Source organism: Kurthia huakuii LAM0618 (genome assembly GCF_000505545.1).
GTDB classification, from domain to species: Bacteria; Bacillota; Bacilli; order Bacillales_A; family Planococcaceae; genus Kurthia; species Kurthia huakuii.
The window spans coordinates 45,571-66,029 of the sequence record NZ_AYTB01000018.1; the positions used below are offsets into that span (position 1 = coordinate 45,571).

The 20,459-nt window shown below is 31.1% G+C and carries 13 protein-coding genes; 1 reads left to right on the forward strand and 12 read right to left on the reverse strand.

Translation table 11 applies throughout. The annotated features are described in order from the left end of the window. Positions 1-27: 27 nt before the first annotated feature. The 8 genes from tnpC to V514_RS19845 all read right to left on the reverse strand — a co-directional run bounded on the left by tnpC (position 28) and on the right by V514_RS19845 (position 8,254). Positions 28-1,608, reverse strand: coding sequence for an IS66 family transposase (gene tnpC / locus V514_RS0116540; RefSeq protein WP_029499883.1), 1,581 nt, complete (start codon positions 1,606-1,608; stop codon positions 28-30). 60 nt (positions 1,609-1,668) lie between these two features. Then, complete coding sequence (gene tnpB / locus V514_RS0116545) at positions 1,669-2,022, reverse strand: IS66 family insertion sequence element accessory protein TnpB (protein WP_029499882.1); 354 nt, start codon at positions 2,020-2,022, stop codon at positions 1,669-1,671. Further along, a complete protein-coding gene (locus tag V514_RS0116550; protein ID WP_029497974.1) occupies positions 2,019-2,213 on the reverse strand; it encodes a hypothetical protein in 195 nt (64 codons plus the stop codon). Before V514_RS0116550 ends, tnpB begins: the two co-directional genes overlap by 4 nt. Positions 2,214-2,437: 224 nt before the next feature. After that, positions 2,438-2,959, reverse strand: coding sequence for a hypothetical protein (locus V514_RS19390; protein ID WP_029500971.1), 522 nt, complete (start codon positions 2,957-2,959; stop codon positions 2,438-2,440). 2 nt (positions 2,960-2,961) lie between these two features. Next, complete coding sequence (locus V514_RS0116560; protein WP_029500972.1) at positions 2,962-4,938, reverse strand: AAA family ATPase; 1,977 nt, start codon at positions 4,936-4,938, stop codon at positions 2,962-2,964. Positions 4,939-4,950: 12 nt separating this feature from the next. Then, positions 4,951-5,115 carry a hypothetical protein gene (locus V514_RS20450; protein ID WP_161630212.1) on the reverse strand — a complete coding sequence of 55 codons (165 nt, stop codon included), beginning with the start codon at positions 5,113-5,115 and terminating at the stop codon, positions 4,951-4,953. Next, positions 5,096-7,273 carry a DEAD/DEAH box helicase family protein gene (locus V514_RS0116570; RefSeq protein ID WP_029500973.1) on the reverse strand — a complete coding sequence of 726 codons (2,178 nt, stop codon included), beginning with the start codon at positions 7,271-7,273 and terminating at the stop codon, positions 5,096-5,098. Before V514_RS0116570 ends, V514_RS20450 begins: the two co-directional genes overlap by 20 nt. Positions 7,274-7,375: 102 nt before the next feature. Beyond that, positions 7,376-8,254: an HNH endonuclease gene (locus V514_RS19845; protein ID WP_081715086.1), complete on the reverse strand. Its 879-nt coding sequence runs from the start codon at positions 8,252-8,254 to the stop codon at positions 7,376-7,378. 150 nt (positions 8,255-8,404) lie between these two features. On the opposite strand from V514_RS19845, the gene V514_RS0116580 reads away from it, so the two are divergent. Continuing rightward, on the forward strand, positions 8,405-9,289 hold the full coding sequence (locus tag V514_RS0116580) for a phosphoadenosine phosphosulfate reductase domain-containing protein (protein ID WP_029500975.1): 885 nt from the start codon (positions 8,405-8,407) through the stop codon (positions 9,287-9,289). A gap of 37 nt (positions 9,290-9,326) precedes the next feature. Here the strand turns inward: V514_RS0116580 and V514_RS0116585 are convergent, their stop codons facing one another. The 4 genes from V514_RS0116585 to V514_RS0116600 all read right to left on the reverse strand — a co-directional run bounded on the left by V514_RS0116585 (position 9,327) and on the right by V514_RS0116600 (position 20,450). Beyond that, complete coding sequence (locus tag V514_RS0116585) at positions 9,327-12,644, reverse strand: hypothetical protein (protein ID WP_029500976.1); 3,318 nt, start codon at positions 12,642-12,644, stop codon at positions 9,327-9,329. After that, positions 12,644-13,513 carry a DUF4007 family protein gene (locus V514_RS0116590; protein ID WP_029500977.1) on the reverse strand — a complete coding sequence of 290 codons (870 nt, stop codon included), beginning with the start codon at positions 13,511-13,513 and terminating at the stop codon, positions 12,644-12,646. The genes V514_RS0116585 and V514_RS0116590 overlap by 1 nt, the downstream gene beginning before the upstream one ends. A 63-nt stretch (positions 13,514-13,576) precedes the next feature. Beyond that, the gene (locus V514_RS0116595; protein WP_029500978.1) at positions 13,577-18,790 is read right to left on the reverse strand and encodes an FtsK/SpoIIIE domain-containing protein; all 5,214 of its coding nucleotides are present in this window, start codon (positions 18,788-18,790) and stop codon (positions 13,577-13,579) included. Next, complete coding sequence (locus V514_RS0116600; RefSeq protein ID WP_029500979.1) at positions 18,768-20,450, reverse strand: hypothetical protein; 1,683 nt, start codon at positions 20,448-20,450, stop codon at positions 18,768-18,770. Before V514_RS0116600 ends, V514_RS0116595 begins: the two co-directional genes overlap by 23 nt. Between the last annotated feature and the right edge of the window lie 9 nt (positions 20,451-20,459).

The following is a 20,459-nucleotide window of genomic DNA, read 5'->3' on the forward strand; positions in this document are numbered from 1 at the left end:
CGAATGATTTTTGACTAAGTCGGCTATTTATTTTCTACAAGTGGCCTGAATATCTTCGGACCATGGTAGATAACGCTCTAAAATTTCTGGTTGCTGCTGAAAAGGCAGGTTCGGTAAATCTGTCATCAATTTCACCAAGTATTGATAGAAATCAATGCCATTGGCTTTAGCAGTTTCAGCAAGACTTAAACAAATGGCATTTGAATGAGCGCCTGCTTCACTGACAGAAAACAGCCAATTTTTTCGACCAATCACATTTGGACGAATCGCATTTTCTGCAGCGTTATTATCAATGGCTATATAGCCATTATCAAGGAATCGTTTTAATGCAACTTTACGATTCAATGTGTAGTCAGCAGCTTTAGCAAGTGCATTTTTTCCGAAGAACGGCGAACGATCCACCCATTCAAAAAATTCATCTACAATCGGTTTGGATTCTTGCTGACGAATTTTCACACGTTCTTCCGGTGAAAGATGCTTGATCTTACGCTCAATATGAAATAACTGATCGCAATATTGCACGCCTTTTCGACCATTGTTACTATCAGCCTTTAACCAATAGCGGCGGACATGGGCCCAACAGTTAGCGAACTGAACATCAGGCAAATGATTATAAGCTGAATAGCCATCACAAATGACGGTGCCCTTGAACCCTTGAATGAAATCTTCTAAGGTCGCACGACCACGAGACAATGCACTCTTAAACAAAATAATCACTGGGCCTTCACTTTGAACACTGCGAGCTACCCAGTTATAAGCATTTGATTGTGCTGGTCTTCCATCGGAACGCTTAAGAATTTGCGCAAAGGTTTCATCAATATGTAAAACGGATTTTGCTATTAAACGCTTTTTCATCAATTCGTACACTGGTTGCAGCCAATCTGTTGCTACACGTATTACCCAATTGGATAAATTTTTATCGTTTGTTAATAAGCCATGTCTTGACCATTCATTTACTTGACGGTAAAGTGGCAAATATTGCGCAAACTTATCATAAATAAGCTTTGCCAAAACAGTAGGCCCTGCAATACTTCTTTGAATTGCACCTTTTGGTGCTTGGCCGCGTTTAATTTGAGATTTTTTCAAAGAATCATTTTTACATAATCGACACTCATAGACATGCTCAAAGTACTGTACACGTTTTAGTGTAGCTGGTATAAATTTTGCTTCTTCTCTAACTAAGACAGAGCTAAATTCGACCATTGGTTCATGACAACAATCGCAAGATGAATCATTTGGATGATAATGAACTTCTTCAATTTCTATATGCTCTCCAAATGAATCATTACGTTTTTTATTTGTCTTTTTACGATTAACCGTATAACTAATTGTTTCGGTGCTTTTTTCTTCTGTCTGCTCAGATTCGTTAAAAGACGGATCATCCTCAAATAAAGAACCTTGCCCATCGGGCACTTGGTACTTTGATTTTTCTGATTTGGAACCGTATAAAGCTTTTGTTAATTGACGGACTTGTTCAGTCAACGCTTCAATTTGTTTAAACGATTGATCTAATTTCTGTGTTAATTCTTCATTCTGTCTGTTCGAGTGCGCTAGTTGAGTTTCTAAAAGTTGTATAATCCGTTCATTGTTCATAGAAGCGTTTTCCAAATCATTCACCACATTTCGTTCGGTATGTTGTGGATAATTATACCATTTTATACAAAGTAATTAAAAGACACCTTTTAAAGATTTTGTAATCGCCTTTGGCTGTTGTATAGATAACCCCTCTAATAGCCAGCGCAATTCTTGCTGCGAAAGGTTACGGACTTGTTGCTCATTTTTCGGCCATTGCAGACGACCTTGATCTAACCGCTTGTACAGTAAAGCAAAACCATCGCCATCAAAATAAAGACATTTATAGCGATCTTTGCTTGTACCCGAAAATAAAAAAATAGCATCGCTATATGGATCCAATTCGAATGAATCCTGAACTAAGGCCGCCAGGCCATCAATTCCTTTCCGCATATCCGTTCTGCCACAGACAATATAAATATTTTTTACCTTTGTGAAATCTGTTTTCATTTCAACACCAATCCTTTCAATACGGTTTGGACAAGGTGTGCATCTACGCCATTGAAGAAAGAGATTTCAACTGCTGCTGTTTTAATCACACAGGTTGGCTCGATTTTTTGTTGAGGCGAGGATCCCGGAGGGAGTTCTAAAGGGAGAGGATCTAAATGAACGGGGACGATAATTGGTTTGTTCGTAGACATAATAAAAGCACCTCCATTGATTGATACATTTATCGTATCGGAGATGCCTACAAGATTATATGCGTTATTTGATTACGGGCTTACAAATAAAACATTATTTTTTTATATTTAGGATGAACGAAACTAATAATGGGTACAAATTAAAAAGACTGAATTTTCTTCAGCCTTTTAAAACTTCTTATCCTATATTTTACGTCTAAAATTAGTTAAGTTAAAAAGCACTCTTAATAAAGGTAATCACTTTCTATTAAATCATCTGCACTTTGTGGTTCTTTTTGTATATTTTGTTCAATTATAAATTGATATGCATTAGCTAAATAATCTTCTTTCGTAATTCCTTCTTTAGCAAGTTTTTCATATAAAACTTCTATACCACCAAATACATAAGAATCAAAAATTTTCATATTCTCTGCATGTAACTCATTTAATTCTTGCGAAGAATCATGTTTAAAAGCTCTTTTAGTTCGTTCTTCTAAACTTAAAATATCTTGTTCATGTAATAACATAATCAAGCGATAAATAAAAGTTAAGTTTGAACTTTCCTTTAAGACTTGTTCAGCAAAGATGCTTTTCTTTTGATTCTTATAAATTCCACTTTTATCAACCTTACTCCTCCGATTATATCTGAAACCAACTACCGCTGCACACATATAAATGTCAATAATTCTTCCAAAAAAACTTTGATTATCAAGTTCTTCTAAAAACGTTGCATGTTTACCTTCTATTATTATATTTTTATCAAACATGTTTATCTCACCTCTTTAATTAACGTGTGGACTTCTGTTTGCTTATCTAATAAATATTCTTTTCCTATTTTTGAACTCAATGATTTCTTAGCATAATTCCAGTCTTTTGCCATTACAATTAAAATTAATTGATTGGCAACTTTCGGTAAAATATTAGATATGTTTTCTACATGTTTTTCATCTGCATTAGAAAATGGTGCATCTAAGATTAATGGGTATTCTTCTGCATCTTTTTCTATAGAATTAACTAATTTTTCTTTTGCTAAATCAACTAATCCAGCAATAAAAGCAAAATTTTTCACAGTTCCTAAACCTTGAGATTCATCTGTTTGAATTTCTATTTTTAAATCTGTTGTAATTAGTTTCACTTCAAATTTGTCTGTAATTTCTAACCTTCTTGAACCATGGTACATTTGTTGGAAATATTCATTCACCTTATTTTCAAGTTGAATTTTAATAGCTTCTTCCCTGCTAGTATATTGATTGATAGACCAATTTACAATTTCTTCAGCATACGCTAAATACCTATAAATTTCCTTATTTTTTTCTGAAACGTCTATATTTTTCTCATATTTTTCTTCATTACTTATAATCTCTTTTGTTAGAATACCCAAACGCTGGTTTAGGATACCTAATTGTTGTTCAAAATGAAGAATTTTAGATTCATAAGAAAGCAACTGCTGTTGATGCTCCCCTATATCATCTTGTTGAATCAATTCATCGTTCAGAATTTGAATTTCATCTTCTAAATCGCCAATAGTATTGTCATAACTTACAAGTGATTTATAGGTAGCTTCAAGACCTGTAAAAGATTTTTCCCCTGATTTATAATTATTAACTGCTTCTTTTTTGAAATATTTGATTAATGTACCGATGGATTCAGGTGGCAAATATTGCATTTCTTCTAGTAAATAAGCGTAAGCTGCATTTCCTTTTTCAATTTTGGTTCCACAAACGCAAGTGCCACGTTCAATAATGTCTTCAATCGCATTCACATTCATGTCTCGGATAGCTTTTTGATCCAATTGAGTTTCTTCTAGATTATCTTTAACTCTATTAAATAAAGGCATTCCAAAATATTGCCAGATGTCTTGTTGAAATAATTTTTGAAAAGCGTTTTCGGCATCATACTTTTTTTCCTTTATACTTTCTAAATTTAAAACAGCTTTTTCTTTTTGTTCTTGTGAAAAAGCGCTTGCTGCTAAATCTTTCAAAATATTTTGTTTTTCAGCTATTAACTTACGATAATTTTCTAATTCTTCTGTACCGTTTTGTATTTTTTCTTCTAAGCGCTTTTTTTCTTTTGTATTTTCTGTTAAAATTTCGTATGCTTCGCTAGCCTCTTTTGCTCCTTTTTCGTTTAAGCTAGCATATAATTTTCCAATTACGCTTTTTGAACGCCCTATAGTTCCTAAATGCGCCCTTATATTTTCTAATACCGTAAGACCCAAAATACCTTTTACCGAATTTGCCACATCTGATTTTGTCGCAACAGAGTCAAATCTCTCTGTATCGTACAAAAAGTAAGGCGATAAGTTTTTCGGTAAAATTTCGCTGATCTTATTAGGAATTTTATGTGGAACAATTGATTCCGTTTCCCCATTTATATCTTTATAGGTCATCCTCACTTCACTCGTTTTATTAGGTCTCACACCGTTATCATCAAAATAATAAGTTAATTTACGATGTATTGTATATTCGACCCCTTGATGCTCTAACTCAATTTCTATTTCGACATTTTCTTCTTCATTGCTTTGTAACATTTCTTCAGCTACTTTTGAATTTAGCAACGCTTCTTTTCTTCTGAAGTTTGCTTCACCATAAAACACCCAAAGAAATGCTTGCAAAAGCGTTGTCTTACCACTCGTATTATCTCCTAAAACTAATGTAATATTTTGATTTTTATGTTGAGCAAATTCTATTATGTTTTCTTTATAAAATTGCCGAAAATTTTTTAGTAACATTTTTTTTACAATCATAAGCTGCCTCCTCTAATAATTTCTTTTGGATTCTTCTACTATAATAGTCTTAATTTCAGATATCATAGTGGCTTCATTTTTCTCTTTCGTTTTCAAATTTTGTTTTTCTAATTTCAAAATTCTTATCTTCATTTTTTCAAGTTTTTCATTATCAATTTCAATTTTGTATTCCATCATCGTTTATCTCCTTTCGGTTCAACAAATAGCTGTTGCGAATATTTTCAATCAATCCATCTGCTACTGAAGAATTTACTGCTATTCGCGCAAAATCTTGCATTCTTTCAATCTCACGTTTTGGCAATGATTTCAATTGCAAAATCTCTTCATCTGAAAGTTCATTTAATCTTTCAAATGACATAGGAAGCGTAATAAAATCATAAATTTCAGCGTATTCTTTACCTTTAAACTTTCTTAATACTCTTCCTCGCCTTTGAATATATTCTTTAGGATTAGTACTGCTAGCCAATATGAAAGCCGTTTTAATGCTTGGGATATTTACCCCTTCATCTAAGCACTTAATAGCAACTAAAGCTTGAAGTGGTTCATTATTTTCAAATGACTTTTTTATCAAATGCCGTTCTTGGGCACTCTCTTCAGAAGTAAATTTAGAAACTTTCATCTTTAACTTATTTCCTAATAACCTTGTGACTAATTCAATTTGGCGAACCTCATCTACATCATCTTCAATTTCACTATATCCTGGATCTTGAATCGTGGCTGCTCCACAATACACTAATATATGCGATTTATCTTGATAATCGGCCATAATCTTTTCTAATATATTTAATTTATTTTGGGCACCTGCAATTATTTTTGCTCTTTTTAACAGTAGCATTTGTGCTGATTCACTAAATGTCACTCTGCCAAATTTATCTTTTCTAATCATTTTGGCAATTTGGGATGTTAATTTTTTAAATAAATTTAATTCATTATTTTCAAGAAAAACAGGGATTGGGTAATAATAATATGGCGTTAACATTTCATTCTCAATAGCTTCTTCTAATGTATATTCCAAACAAATAGTTCCAAAATATTCAAATAAACTTTCCGTTCCTATTTCATCATTATGTCGATGTATTGTAGCAGATAAAGCTAGTCTATACGTTGCATTTAGTAACAATTTTTCACGTAAATTAATTGCCCCAAAATTATGTGCTTCATCAACAATTAATAATAAGTTTTTTGAAATAGAATTCAAAATTTTCTGAATATTTTCAGTAGAAAAAGTCGCATTTGTAGTTACTAAACAAAAATGATTGAGAATGCCTAAATTATAAGCCTCTACTTTTTGTTGTAATCTTTTCTTCCAATTTTTTTGACGAGAGGCTGAGTGAGCAATAATCGGGCGCATATTAAATTGTTGAATATCTTCTACCCATTGATTCACCAAATGTTGATATGGACAAACAATAATAATAGCCAGTTTACCGTTTAATATTTTTGCTAAATGTGTTGCTGCTGATAAACCAGTAATTGTTTTTCCTGTTCCTGTCGCCATATCAAATATACCTTTAAAGTCATTTGACTCCCAAGCTTCAATAGCTTCTTCTTGATAATCTCTTAATTTTATATGAGAAGGTTTAAAAGGCCCTTCAATAGACTGAATTTCACTAGGAAGCGTGTCTTCTTGATTTAGTAGATCTAAATCTTTTTCTATCGGTCCATCATCAACCTTGAAAGAATTAATTTTTTCAATAATGGTCTCAGAAAATTCCATAGAAAGAATATTAACCGCTTCGTTATTCCAAATTTTATCGAAACTATTTACCTTTTTTTGCACCCTCTCATTATCATACGTCCAAGATTTAAATACATCGATACTTTCATAGTTATATGAGAGCCCATTAATTGTTTCGTTCATTGAACCTGTAAAGGCTATTATATTCTTTTCTTTATCTTTTAATATGCCCATTTTTTCATGAAACATTCCTATACTATTTGTTTGCTCTATAATAGCTATCTTTATATCTAAAATGCCGTATGCAATTAATTTTGCTAATAGGTTTAAATGTTGTTTTGTTTTTTCATTATGTTCTTCCGATAAATAAGATAGGAAATTTAATTCAATAATCTTACTCCTTTGTTCATACCCCGCTAGAATGGCTTCGATATCTTCTTCCGATAATTTGGGAGAAATAATTAAGCGCATTTTCCCTTCATTTCTTATAAGACCTTTCAAGCCCTTCATCATTTCAATTAAAACCGTAGACGAGAAAAAACCGACAGCTCTATCATATTGCACACTTTCTTTTAAAATGGGGAGATAAAAGCTATCTACAATATTATCTTCAAATGACCTATATTCACTTTGAATATTCAAATTTTTAAAACTCATTTCACACCTCCTCATATTAAAAGTTGCATCTGGTATCATTATTACATAAATTTGATATATTTTTAATATAAAATTCATATTTTTACAAATATTTTAAATTATTTAAAGCTTTTCATTATAAATTGCTTTTAATTCTTTAATTGTCAACGTTTCTTCATGCTTTCTATGAATCATACGATGACAATTAGCACATAAAGGAACTAAATCTTTTACAGGATCTATAAATATCTCTCCCGTTTGGCTAATAGGGACAGCGTGATGAATTTCAATAAAATCTTTCCCTAATTCTCCATAGACTTTTTCAAAGTTAAAACCACATACTATACAGGAAATTCCATGTTCTTGAATTGCTTTTAATCTATTTTGAGCATTGCGTTCATATCGATTTGTTAAAAATCGTTTAGATAATCCTTCTCTTATAAGATTCCCTTCAATTCTTTGAGCATAAACCTCTTCTTCAATTTGTTTTATTTCTTCATCATTTAATACAAAGTTTTCAAAGTCAATACGGTATTCAAATGGTTTACCTGTTTCGTAAAAAAGTAAATATTGCTCTAATTCTTCCGGCAATTTAACAATTATCTTTTTTAGTTTCTGAGTACTTTTCATAGCAAATTCATTTTTTAAGTACCGATAACTTCTTTCAAATTTTTGTTGGAATACTACTCTTAACTCTGGTGATATACTCACTATTTTGTATGAATTATTGGCGCTATCTTTTCGTGCAATATTTTTAATCGCTGCTGAATAAGTTAAACCATAATAATGGAATTTAACTTCTTTCTTTTTTCCAGGCGCTATCTTTTGAGAATTCGCTGCATCAAAATATTTTTGGAAAGCTACTGGTATCCCGGTCTCTCCATTATCCATTAACGATAAATCTACACATTTACGGCCAATAAGTTGTGGCTTGTTAGGTTTTGACCACGAAAAGCTTCTTTCCACTTTTATCCTCTCTCTTCCTTTTAAATCTCTTAACATAATAATAACTTAAATTGGTTTTTCCTACATTTTATAAGGTTCTTATTAACTATTTATCTAAAGTTTAGAAAGCATTGAGCAAAAAATATAGAACTTAAGAAATTCTAGCGTTATACTAATAAGTGAATTAAAATTGAAGGTGGCGTTAACATGAACGTAAATAAAGCAAAAACCAAAAAATCTTCAGAGTCATGTGCTCTCGGTATCCTTCACCCTAGTGAAGTAGAATTCAATACAACCAGAAAACCTGTTCATGTAGCAATGTTTAGCGGAGGAGCATCTTCTGCTTATGTTGCTTATTATATTGTTCAGAAATATGGCAAAGAAAACTGCGCCTTATTTTTTACAGACACTCTCTGGGAAGATGTCGATAATTACCGTTTTATGGAAGAGGTAGCGGAATACATCGGCCTTGATATTACGTATCGAATTGACGGCCGTACACCTGAAGAAGTATTTTTCGACACACATTTCTTAGGAAACTCTCGTATGGCCAAATGTTCAGAGGAATTAAAGGTTCGTCAAACATTAATTTATTTAGAAGAATTGCGAGATGAACATAATTTAGAACCTATTCTTTACTTTGGCATTGGACCACATGAACAGCATCGAGCAGTTAATCTACAAGCATTTTATGAGCACAATCCAATTGAACCTATCGCAACACGATTTCCTATGATTGAAACTTTCACTGGTGATATTGATACAAAAGAAGTCATTCAAAATGAATGGAAAATTAAATTGCCACGCATGTATGATTTAGGTTTCTCTCATGCTAACTGTGCAGGTCGTTGCGTACGTGGTGGACTTGGCCACTACGCGCTACTTTATAAAGTGTGGCCAGAACAATTTAAAGAACAAGAAGAAATGGAAGAAAGATTCCGTGCAAAATTCAATAAAGATGTTTCCATTCTAAAAAGAAATGGTGGCCCATTCCCACTAAAAACATATCGTGAACAATTAGAACGAGATGGTGTTGAAAAATTCTTAAATGAAAAAGATGACACGGTCCCTTGCATTTGTTCATACTCATAAAAAAAAGGAGTCGCAATCGCGATTCCTTTTTTATAATCTATTTCATTTCTTGTAATATTTTATATAAAATATATTTTACTTCATCTGGATTCATTGTACGACCACCAGCAGTTACAATACGTTCTAACTGTTTATAAATCGTTTTTCCTTTTACAGACAGTTCCATCTCTTTAATAGTATCTACTACTTGATTGCCTTCTACAAGTTGAATTATATCTGTGTCATTTGCAATTAATAATTGTTCTAACGTAGAAAAATAGGAATCATATGTTATATCAGACCACTCTTCTAAACGTACACCAACAATTTTTAAAATCAATTCGTCAATAAAATCATCTTCCTCTAATATTTTTGTTACTTCTAATAATTGAGGAGATTTTTTAATTAACTCAATATATTTTTCTTTAATTTCATTTTTTGTTTTCACTTCAAATATCTCTAAAGTTCTTTGGATAATATGAGATTTAAACTCTTCAATAAATACCTCTAAAGTCTCTTTAATTTCTTTTAGTTTCTCAGTAGAGTATTGAAGTTCTAACATTCTTTTGCTTGCTAAGATAGGATCTGATTCACTAGAACGAATGATTTGTTTGAACACATCTAATTCATTTATTTGTTTATTAGTTATTTGCGTAAAACGTGGTAAATTTAACAACCATTTATTTAAGTCTTTAAACAATACATGTGGATGCGCCACACTGCGTCCATCACAATAAACTGTATTTAATTTTTGTAAAACATCTACAACCTCTTGATCTAAATTATAAATTTCATATTCATAAAATGCAGCATCATGTTCAAAAATTTCATACAACATTTCAGCATTCATTTCTGGAATGCTAAAATCCTTTGCATAAAAAGCCATTTGATGCCATTTATCTTTTAATAGAGATATAACTAATAATGGAACTAACGGCGCTCTTACACCAAAAGGTTTATTTAATGCTACATTAAATAATTTTGAAATAGAATTACGATTTTTCTCTTCTAGGACTTCTAACAATGCTTGTCTTAATTTAGAAAAATCTTTATTTTCTTGATTGTCTAAATCATTAAAATTAAAGTTAGAATTTTTAAACGTAGTTGCATAAATTAAATAATCTGGTCCATTTCCATCAATATTAAATTCTCCATGGAAACTTGGATTTAAGATCTGATTTAAAATTTGGATAGCTGATTTCTTCTGAACACCCATTACAGTTGATTTATTAAAACTTTCATTGCGTATTTCCGGTGTATATGGGTAACGTGTAAACATCCATTGATCTAATAATGTTTCAAATTGCGATTTAGTCATATGCTCAAGCTTTTCGCCTTCTAGATAAAAAGTAACCGCTTCTTCAGTTAAGTCTTTGATAGGCATCATAAACTGTTTAATAGTATATTTAGTTGTCTCGATGCGCATTTCTAATTCTTGTTTTAAATTATAATCTTGGTTTAATAATTCTGGCGTTGTTAAAATGCGTTGAAGTAATAAATAATGGTCCACTTCTTTAAACATTTGCATTATATCTAGATTAATTAAACCAAATAAAATATTATTATTTTTATGATTTTCGACTTGATCCATTAATTGCAATTTTTCTTGTTCTGATTGTGCTATTACATAATACAAATCTCCATCATTATTACGTTCTTCTAAAATATGTGTCGGTAATTCAAATGTAAAATGTGATGAAATAAAACGTGTCATACTTTTCGTTGTGTTATAACGAAGTGGAATATAATAAGGTACATCATGAATTATTTCTAAAGCTTCACAACGCTGTTTATCTGATATTGTAAATGTAGCTGCTACTTCTTCTATTAAATTTTCAACTGATAATAAAGTTCCTTCATATAATTCATATGATTTTGTAAATGGATTCATACGAAGAAGTTTTGCCTGTTCTAGTTCTGTAAAAGCAAGATGAGTCTCTTCTTTTGATAGACCCATTGCAAATCCTATAAACTCTTTATTTACAGGGAAAATTGTATTGACCAAATTCAATAATGTAGTAATTTTCACAAGTCTCACTGCATTATTTGAAAGCTTATATTTAAGTGCTAGACGATAATACTTCATAGATTCTAATGTTAACAGCATCGCTTCATCAGGATAAAAATAATCAAATAATTGATCTGCGTAATACCAATCATTTTCTACACTAGCAGCATCAAATTGATTTAAAAACATATATAGTGTGCGATCATTTTGTCCAAGTTGATTTGATATTGCAGGTAACAGCTGAATCGTTAAAGGATGAATTGGTTGGCATCCTAATATAATTGCACCTTCAATTTCTTCTTTTGTCATTCCAGCAAATAAATTATACTTCATAATAAAATAGCTAATATCTTCATAATCTTTTGAGAGGAATAAACTTTTAGTATCGTCCTTTTTATTAATTAGTTTGTGTGCAGAGCGATAAAAAATGGCAGAATCACTCTCTAAACGATGTTCTAAAAAGCGTTTCTCTACACGTTCTAATTCTTCTTTTGATAAATTTTTATTAGCTGCAGAATATTGTTGTAAACCAGTATGTGTAATTAATACTAAACCCATGTTAGATTGACGGTTTGCAAATTCCGCTAAATTTTGAATTTGCTGCATCGTATCATATATTGTTTGATTAGACACCGTTTGTAGAAAGCGACCAAATTCATCAAATACAATAAATAAGCCAATTTTTTTCTTATTTAATTGAGCAAAAATATATTCAATTTGTTCTACAAAAGCTAATTTTTTAGGATTGTAGTATGGTGTACCAAATACAATAAGCGGATAAATTTCTTTAAATAGCTCAACAGCGTTATCTTCACTACCTTTTAATTGTTCAATTAAAATTTGGATAGTAAGTTCTTTATCTTTCAAACATACTTCTAGGCGATCATAAGCTTCCGTAAATGTTTTTTTCCACGTTGATATCAGCTCTAAAATATAATTAGCATCATGTTTCAAAATAATAGAAATATCATGGGCTTTGCATTGTTTTTCAATATTTTCTAAAATGATAGTTTCAAAATCTCCACTTTTACCAGTGATAGTAATAGGGATCCAACGAAATTCTTTTTGCAAAATGGTATCTTTAATGCTTTCTTCAATAGACGGAGCTACAGTTTGTACATCTTTAAAAAACTGTTTAAATTCTTTTTTATTTGTGCGTTGTGTTAACAAAGAAGTAATCATCGTTGCCACTAGTGACTTACCAGCACCATAAGGCCCTACAATAATATTAGAATGTTGTTCAGTCGAAACAAGATTACTTAACACAGTATCCATAATTTCAAGTTGCTTAATGTTTGGTACATATTGTTCAAAGATACCTGGCTTACCTATGTCATACATAATATTAATACTTGGTTGAAAGCTCATTAGCCTAATACCTCTGTTTCGTAAATTTTTCCAATTTCTTCAATCCATGTTATATTTTCTATACGAATGATATCTAAATGGTTTGTACGTGTGAAAGTAACAGGATATTTCTTTTTAATCATGTCCAATTGTTCAATAATTTGATCTCTATTTAGAGTAAATACCTTACCCCAAAGTTCTTCTCCATTTACTAAATCATTTAAACTAATTTCTTTTACATCATGTCTTTCAAAATACTTAACTAATGAACTATATAAAATTGCTGTCAATCGTTCAGATTGAATTGCTTTTTTCATATAAATGGTTTCAGCACCTGTTGTCTTTTTTACTAAACCTAAAGATTCAAATGGACTTCTAATAATATCTTCTGGTGTTTGATTTACATACTCTTTTTCTGTATAAAGAGCTAATAAACAATCGATATCCTTTTTTAAAGAATTTGGCGATATTTTTTTTTCAAAATTATTTGCTACCCATTTGTTTAATTGTTCATTTAATGTTTCTTTTGTAAAAGCGCGTTCATTAAAAACATTAAAAAACCAATACCATGTAGTAGCTATCGATTTTTCTGTGCACAATAAATAATGTAATAGTCCCAATGTATAAGAATCCTTCACATAAAGGTCCTTTTCAAAAACTATTTTCCCTAAATCAGAAAGCACGATTTCTGTTTGTGTAGAGCGTTCTTCCTTTACTAATTCAGTAGCTGTTAACCAATAGCGTATCGATTTGGCCATGTTTTTCCCGACACCTAAAATCTCAAAATGCTCTGGATTATAGAAGAAACGTGAATCATTTCTAGTCTCTATTAATCCCTTTGTTAACCATTGCTGTCTTAAATAAAATGTTTGGTGTTGCCCAAATGCCATGCTAATTCCTCCTGGTATACTTAGCATATGAAAAGCGATGGGAAAGTACCCATCGCTTCATAATTATTCACTAAAGTACTTTAATAATGTTCTCTGCGTACGATCATCTAAAAACGGACTCATACCGCGTTCTATTTTGTTATTATTACCTTTCATTAGGTAATCACCTTTACCTGCCAATAATTCTGCCCCTGATTCATCAAGAACTACATTCGAAGCATTCGCATCAGCTACGCGTAAACATAACCGACCACTTAAATTATTTCGAATACTTGTATCAATAACATCTGCTTTTGGTGTTTGTGTGCAAATAATTAAATGAATTCCTGCTGCGCGAGATTTTTGCCCTAGACGTTTAATAACACTCGTAATACGTTCTGCGACATCTTTATCTTGTAACATAAAATCAGCAAATTCGTCAAATACAACAATTTTTCGAGATAAGCATTCAGCAGCTCTGCCATCTTCTATACATTGTTCATTATAGCTTGTAATGTTTTTGGCAAAAGATTTACTAAACAATGTATAACGATAATCCATATCAATTGCTAGCGACTCTAAATAATCTGCTGTTTCTTCTAAACCTGTGATGACTTTATCTGTATGGCGTGCATTTTGATATATACTAAACTCAACTTGCTTAGGATCGACAAATACGAAACGAAGTTCTTGTGGTGAATATAAACACATCATTGATAAAACGATGGAATTTAAACTTACACTTTTACCACTACCTGTTGTACCAGCTACTAATAAATGGGCAATTGAATCATTTAAGTCCATATACATCACTTCATTAAGTGGATTTAACCCAATTGGGACAACAGCTTTCTCTTTAATTTCTTCTGGAGAAAGTTGTTCTCTCAATAATTGCATAAATTCATTAAAATAAATAGTGTCTGGATCAACGCGTGAAATATCAATAATGATATTTTCAGCAACTGAAACAATTGGCTGCGTTGGAACCTTTAACCACAAGCCCATTTCTTTCGTTTTAGATGTAATAGAGGAGGCTTTTTCAGTACGTGGAATCGTTCCTTGCATTCGAATAACATTGGCTCCTATGATTTCACTGAAAATGCGCAACTGTACATTATTTTCTCTAAATGATTGCTCTAGTAAACGTTTATAGTTTTCAGAAACTAATTCTGCTTTCTTCATACGTTCACTTAATGGCTCTGATTGATGTGGAGCATCCGATAAAGCAATTTCTTCAGGATACAAAGCTTCTTTCACAGTAATAATATTTTGCTTATCTGTCTCAATTTTCACTTCTTCATTATTAGCTGCTAATTTTTCATCTTCTTGCTCTTCAACTACCACAATTTTTTCTGTTTCTTTTAAATAAGTAGGTTGTTCAATTTCTTTCTCTTCGATCTCTTCGACTTCTAATTCAATACCAAATTCAGAAGCAGCCTGTTTGAAATGGGCATTAAAATCTAATAAAATTTCATTTTCAACTTCATTCACTGCTTCTCCTTGATTCACTTTTAACGCATTTAAAATATAACTTCTTGTAAATGTATTAAGTGTTAATCCATTATAATCATCTTTGTAGTAGCCTACATCTACCTGCATTTTATCTGGGAAAGCATTGTCATGTGAATACATATACACATCGGCTTGTTTTTCAAAAATAAAATCTGCAATTTCCCAATCAGAACCAATACGAAGATTTTTCATGTATTGTAATTCATCTGGCGTATATGCTCTATTTTGCATAAGATGTTCAAAGAAAGATTCAAGACCTTGAACTATATCTAATTGATCTGCTTCCCAATCGAATGTTTTCTTTAAGGTTTCTACACCCGCATTTAATTGAATTTGCGCATCTTCACTTTCTGCATTATAAGAATCTCGATTAACTAATTTCAATTCGATGACTCTAAATGTAATCGTAAATACCTTCTCTTCTACATTTGGATGAATAATTAAGTGCAACAAATCTGGACGTTTGGATTTTGTTCGGAACCAAGCTAATTCATCACAAGAAAACCACACATGGATACTTTCATCCTCATCTTGTTGCTGTTGTTCTCGTGATACTGTTAAATAAATTGATAGTAATTCATTTGTAAATTTACCTGGACCTAACGATTTTAAAACAGAGGCACCTGATAATTTTTTTGTTTTTTGAACAATATCCTCTTTAATTTCATCTGACAAATATTTAATACCTAGTAGTGACATTAAGCGATTGGCTAAACGATCATGATAATAGTAATTATCCGTTTCTTTCAATAAGCGATTGACACTTTCAGAAGAAGAAATTAATAGTTTAATATTTTGAGTAGATTTTTGAACAATTGAATACTTAATAATTTCTGCTTGTTTTGTAATTTGTTGAGCAAATAAAGGATCAATATATTTATCATATGCTACTACCCAGTTAAATAGATTATGCATTTCGTCATACAGACGATTTTGTTCATTATCCGCTGGTGTAATTTCAGATTTTAACAGTTGTATATGATTTGTTTTTTCTCGCTTAGTTGCACGATTATTCATATATTGTAATTCATAGAAATCAGCCAACACTTCTGGTAAATTATCTGAAACATAATTAATATGTCGTGAACCACCTTGCGAATTAATATAACCAATTTCTTCAAAAATAGCCCATTGTGGATCAGAGAATTCGCATGGTGTAATTTCTGTTTCAATGTAAGTTAATTGCATAGTAGAATGTGCTGAGTGATTTAAAAAGTTAACAAAAAACGCTAAATCATAATCACTTAAACTAGCTTGAATGCGTTGAAGCATATTTCCATCAGCATCATAAGGAATAATGTTAATTTCAACCTTTGGTAATCCACCTAAATGTTTTAGCGGAATTAAATACTCTTCACGCGTTTGAATCCATTGATTTAGATGTCTATATAAAGTTGAAGCTTGACCTTTGCTATAAACAGAAATATTTAGTTTTTCAACATCCGTATTTTTAAAAATCTTATCGATAGATTGAATGATGTATTGTTCATTTGACACATACATAAACAATACATTTAAGCTATCTTTTGCAAAGGGATAAACTTTTAAATATTCATTCGTTACTCTTTGAACTTCATTAGCAAAAATATCTGCTTTATCACTCGCATTTACATTAGCATCATCTAAACGGTATGTACCTTCTCCTAAGTTATCTGAGTCTAAGAAATACCATCCTTGAGTATTGCTATTCGTAATATATGCAGGCGGTACATCTCCTAATTTTGCTAATAAATATTCTCGATATTTTTTTAAGTCTGTAACTTCCAAAATCCGATTACGATAAAACTGCGTGCTTAGATGTTCTGCAAAAACCTCATTTAAACGAATAAATCTCGACATATATCCTAATAATCGTATTGGATTTAAAACGCTCAATTTATAACTAGAAATCACATTGGGATTATCTAAAAACTGAACAGATGCTATTTGATTCAATAAACCATAAATATCTCTTACAATTTTAATATCTTCGTAGCTATGCTTCAAAAAGTTTTTAACTAATTGTTCGACTTCTTCAAATAAAGTTTTTTCATATTCAGCATTTAATAACTTGTATACAATTTTTTCATAATTTTCTTGGAAATCTCTAAAATATTGAATATGTTGTAATGCTTCGCCATTTCCATTAATTCGAATATTTTTTTCTAACTTATCTAAAGTTGGTTCAAATTGATACAGATTCGACATATTATCAATTACTTCTCTGTACCCTAAGTGTTCCTGATTTTGAATTGCTTTAGCAAACTCGTAAAATGATGTATAGTCTCTATTTAATAGTAAACAATCTAAAGTAAAGCGCGTTTTTTCAACTATATCTACTTCAGCTGCCTTCACATGTAAACTGAGTTCAAACAATAATTTTTCAGGAACTTCATCAGATTCATGATCCATTGTTAAAAGCTGTACATTTAATCGATCGATAAATGTATTTAGTAAATTCAAATGGAAATTCAGCATATCTACGAATTCCTCATTAAAATTGTGTACATTTACGATTTTTAATTCAAACGTTAATTCACCTTTAAAATCTTCGTTTTCAATTTCTTGAAGAAGAGTCAGACTTTCTGTTAAAACAGCTTGAATAAAATCTTTATAAATCGAAGGATTTTCAAGTTTATTTTCTACTCGTTGAATTTTTTTCGTTAAATCCTTAACATTTAATTGATCTTCAAATTTCTCTCTAAACTTTCGAATGGCTTCTAAATCTTTAGCCTCTTCTACTGCTTCAATCCCATTGATAATATCAATATTATCCATCAACTTTTGTTGACTTAAATCTTCTTTTTCTACAGTTGTAGCGGCCTGTTGGATTCGAAGATCATATTCTTCTTGCACAGACTCTTGGAACAACAATAATTTATCTTTTAATTTATGTGATTCTTTAAAATTAAATATTTTTTCCACATCAGCATATTGTATTTGAAGAAGATTTTTATTTTTTCTATATAGAAAATCTTCTACATCTTGTTTAAACATAGCTTCATCATTTTTCTTATAAACGTTCCAAATATTACTCATATACTGATTTTCTCGTTCAGTTTTTAAGAATTTTTCTGCACTAACAATTAGACGATCAATATCAAGTAATTGTGACATTGATTTTCTTAAAGAACTTAAGTTATGATTTTTGCGTAATTTAGTAATAAAACTTGCTTTATTATTCATATTTACTTCTAATTCTTTAAACATACCTAATGCAGGGTAAGCATTCGCAATTCGCACATTAATATCTGAATCACTTGCTTGTATTACTTCTACAATAAAATCGACTAATGTGGACAACTGCATATCAGTTACACTTTGGTAGCATTCTATAAAGCGTGTTAAGGACTCAACTTGAGATATGTCTAAGTAATTTAAGCGATGCAGTAGTTGCTCTAAAACTCGAAAACCGTCCACTGATAATAGGGCAGTTTCATCAACAGCAACAGCATCTTTTAAACTTTGTCCTTCTGGACGTTCTTCGTTCAAGACTAAAATAACAATTTGATTAGGTGCAATATTATTCCGTAACCAAACAATCGTTTCATTTTCTTTTGTTTGTAATGCCTCAAAATCATCTACTGCTTGAATCGTTTTTAAAATAACTTCTAAATTGCCTGGCATCTGTTGCTTATTAAAATCAATTGTTTCAACAATTGATTTTATATATTCTGCAGACATATGTTCAATTTTCAACAGTACTTTTTGCCCCGGCACCATTTTTCTTTGAGCAAAATAGCGAATGTATTCAAATACCCATTCACCCACGATTTTATTACGATTAATCGTAGATAGCTTTTGCATATTGGTTGCCCCCTTGTAACATTTGATACGGATTTTTAATTAATGCTGTGGCATCTGAATATTCTTCTAATAATCCATTTTTGCGTAACTTTGTACGAAGCTGTGTTTCATTTTGTTTAAATGAGCGTAAATTAATTTTTTCTCGTTCATAGATTCCTGAAACTTGTGCTTCATATTCACCAATAACAATATTATAACGGTCATATAAAGCTGATTTAAATTCTTGGAACGGCATTTGTTCTTTACCTCGTAACACTGCAAATACTAAAGCACTCAATAATTCATCACTAAAAATATAACGAGATGGCACACCTCGACTAGCCATCATAAATCCTCCATCGCGGGATAAAACTCTTAAAATGGATAATTGTGTTTTTGCCTGTTCATTACTAGAAATGGACCTCATTGTTTGCTTGATCAATCGATAAGCCTGATCAGTTGTTTTCGCTAACAATGCATCTAATAATTTTTGTTTATTTGCTTTTTGTAATTTACTAAAATTCAGATCTTCATAAAATTTTGTATAACGATCAACTTCATTAGCTTGTTTACCAATTTCACCTAAACTTCTCCAAAATTTAATATTTGAAGCAGCTTTTTTTTGGGGTAATACTTCTTCAATCAACTCATCTGTATAACGGTCAAAACACTCTTTTACAAGTCTTTCACTATCTTTAAATGAGTTTTGAGCGAGTAACTTGATATGACTATTTTGTCCATCTAAACAATCCACAAAAATAGTTGTATCACTCTCCGGAACTTTTAATGCTGCTTGATCAAGCATATACAAATAAATGTGGAAACAAACTAATGATGTTAACATATTCATAATTTCATGAATATCAATATTAGCTGACAACAATGCATTTAAATCTTCTGCCATCATTGCATACATAGTTTTTTCTTTTAATGGCAATGTCGGCTCTTCTCGACTTTTTAATTCAGGATATTTTTTTAGGAAGTCTTCTGTTTTTTGAAGAATTGCACTACCTTTTCGATATTCATCATTTTTTTCAAAACTTGCTTTTTCTTCTAAACATTCACAAATATTTTCCACAATTGATTGAATATTTTTATTGCCATTCATTAACGTTTGCAAGTTATGTTCAATTGATTGGCGTAATTCTAAATTATTTTTTGTTCCATACGTTAACATTAAATAATACAATTCTCCTCCGCGAGCAAAGAAGTTTCGTTCATAATCAATTGTTGAGTTTTTACGTCGCACTTCAAAAAATAGCAACGCTTCATTTAAAGGGAATAAAGTTTCGGCAAACCACGAACGATTAGCTTGTTTACCTTCAGCTGATAAATGCTCAATTTTTAAATTACGGAAAAAAGTTTGAACATCTTCCAAATCTGTTTTAGTCATATTTAATTCATTTTTCAATTTTTCTTTATTTGCTTCAGAAAATTCCACGAAGTTACTAACATCTTTTTTAGATGCTCCGTCTTTTTGGCCTTCAAACACAAACTGTCGGAAATTAACCATTTTTTTTCTTTGATAATATTCTTCATCAAATTTATATCCCGTTCCTGCGACTACATTTAAAAATTCAAGCACATACTCTACACCACGTTGCCCACTTTGAAAACGATGTCCCCAAATGTGTTCAGAAACTGACGAAGAAAATACACCTTTTTTTGTTTTCCCATCCATATTTTCACC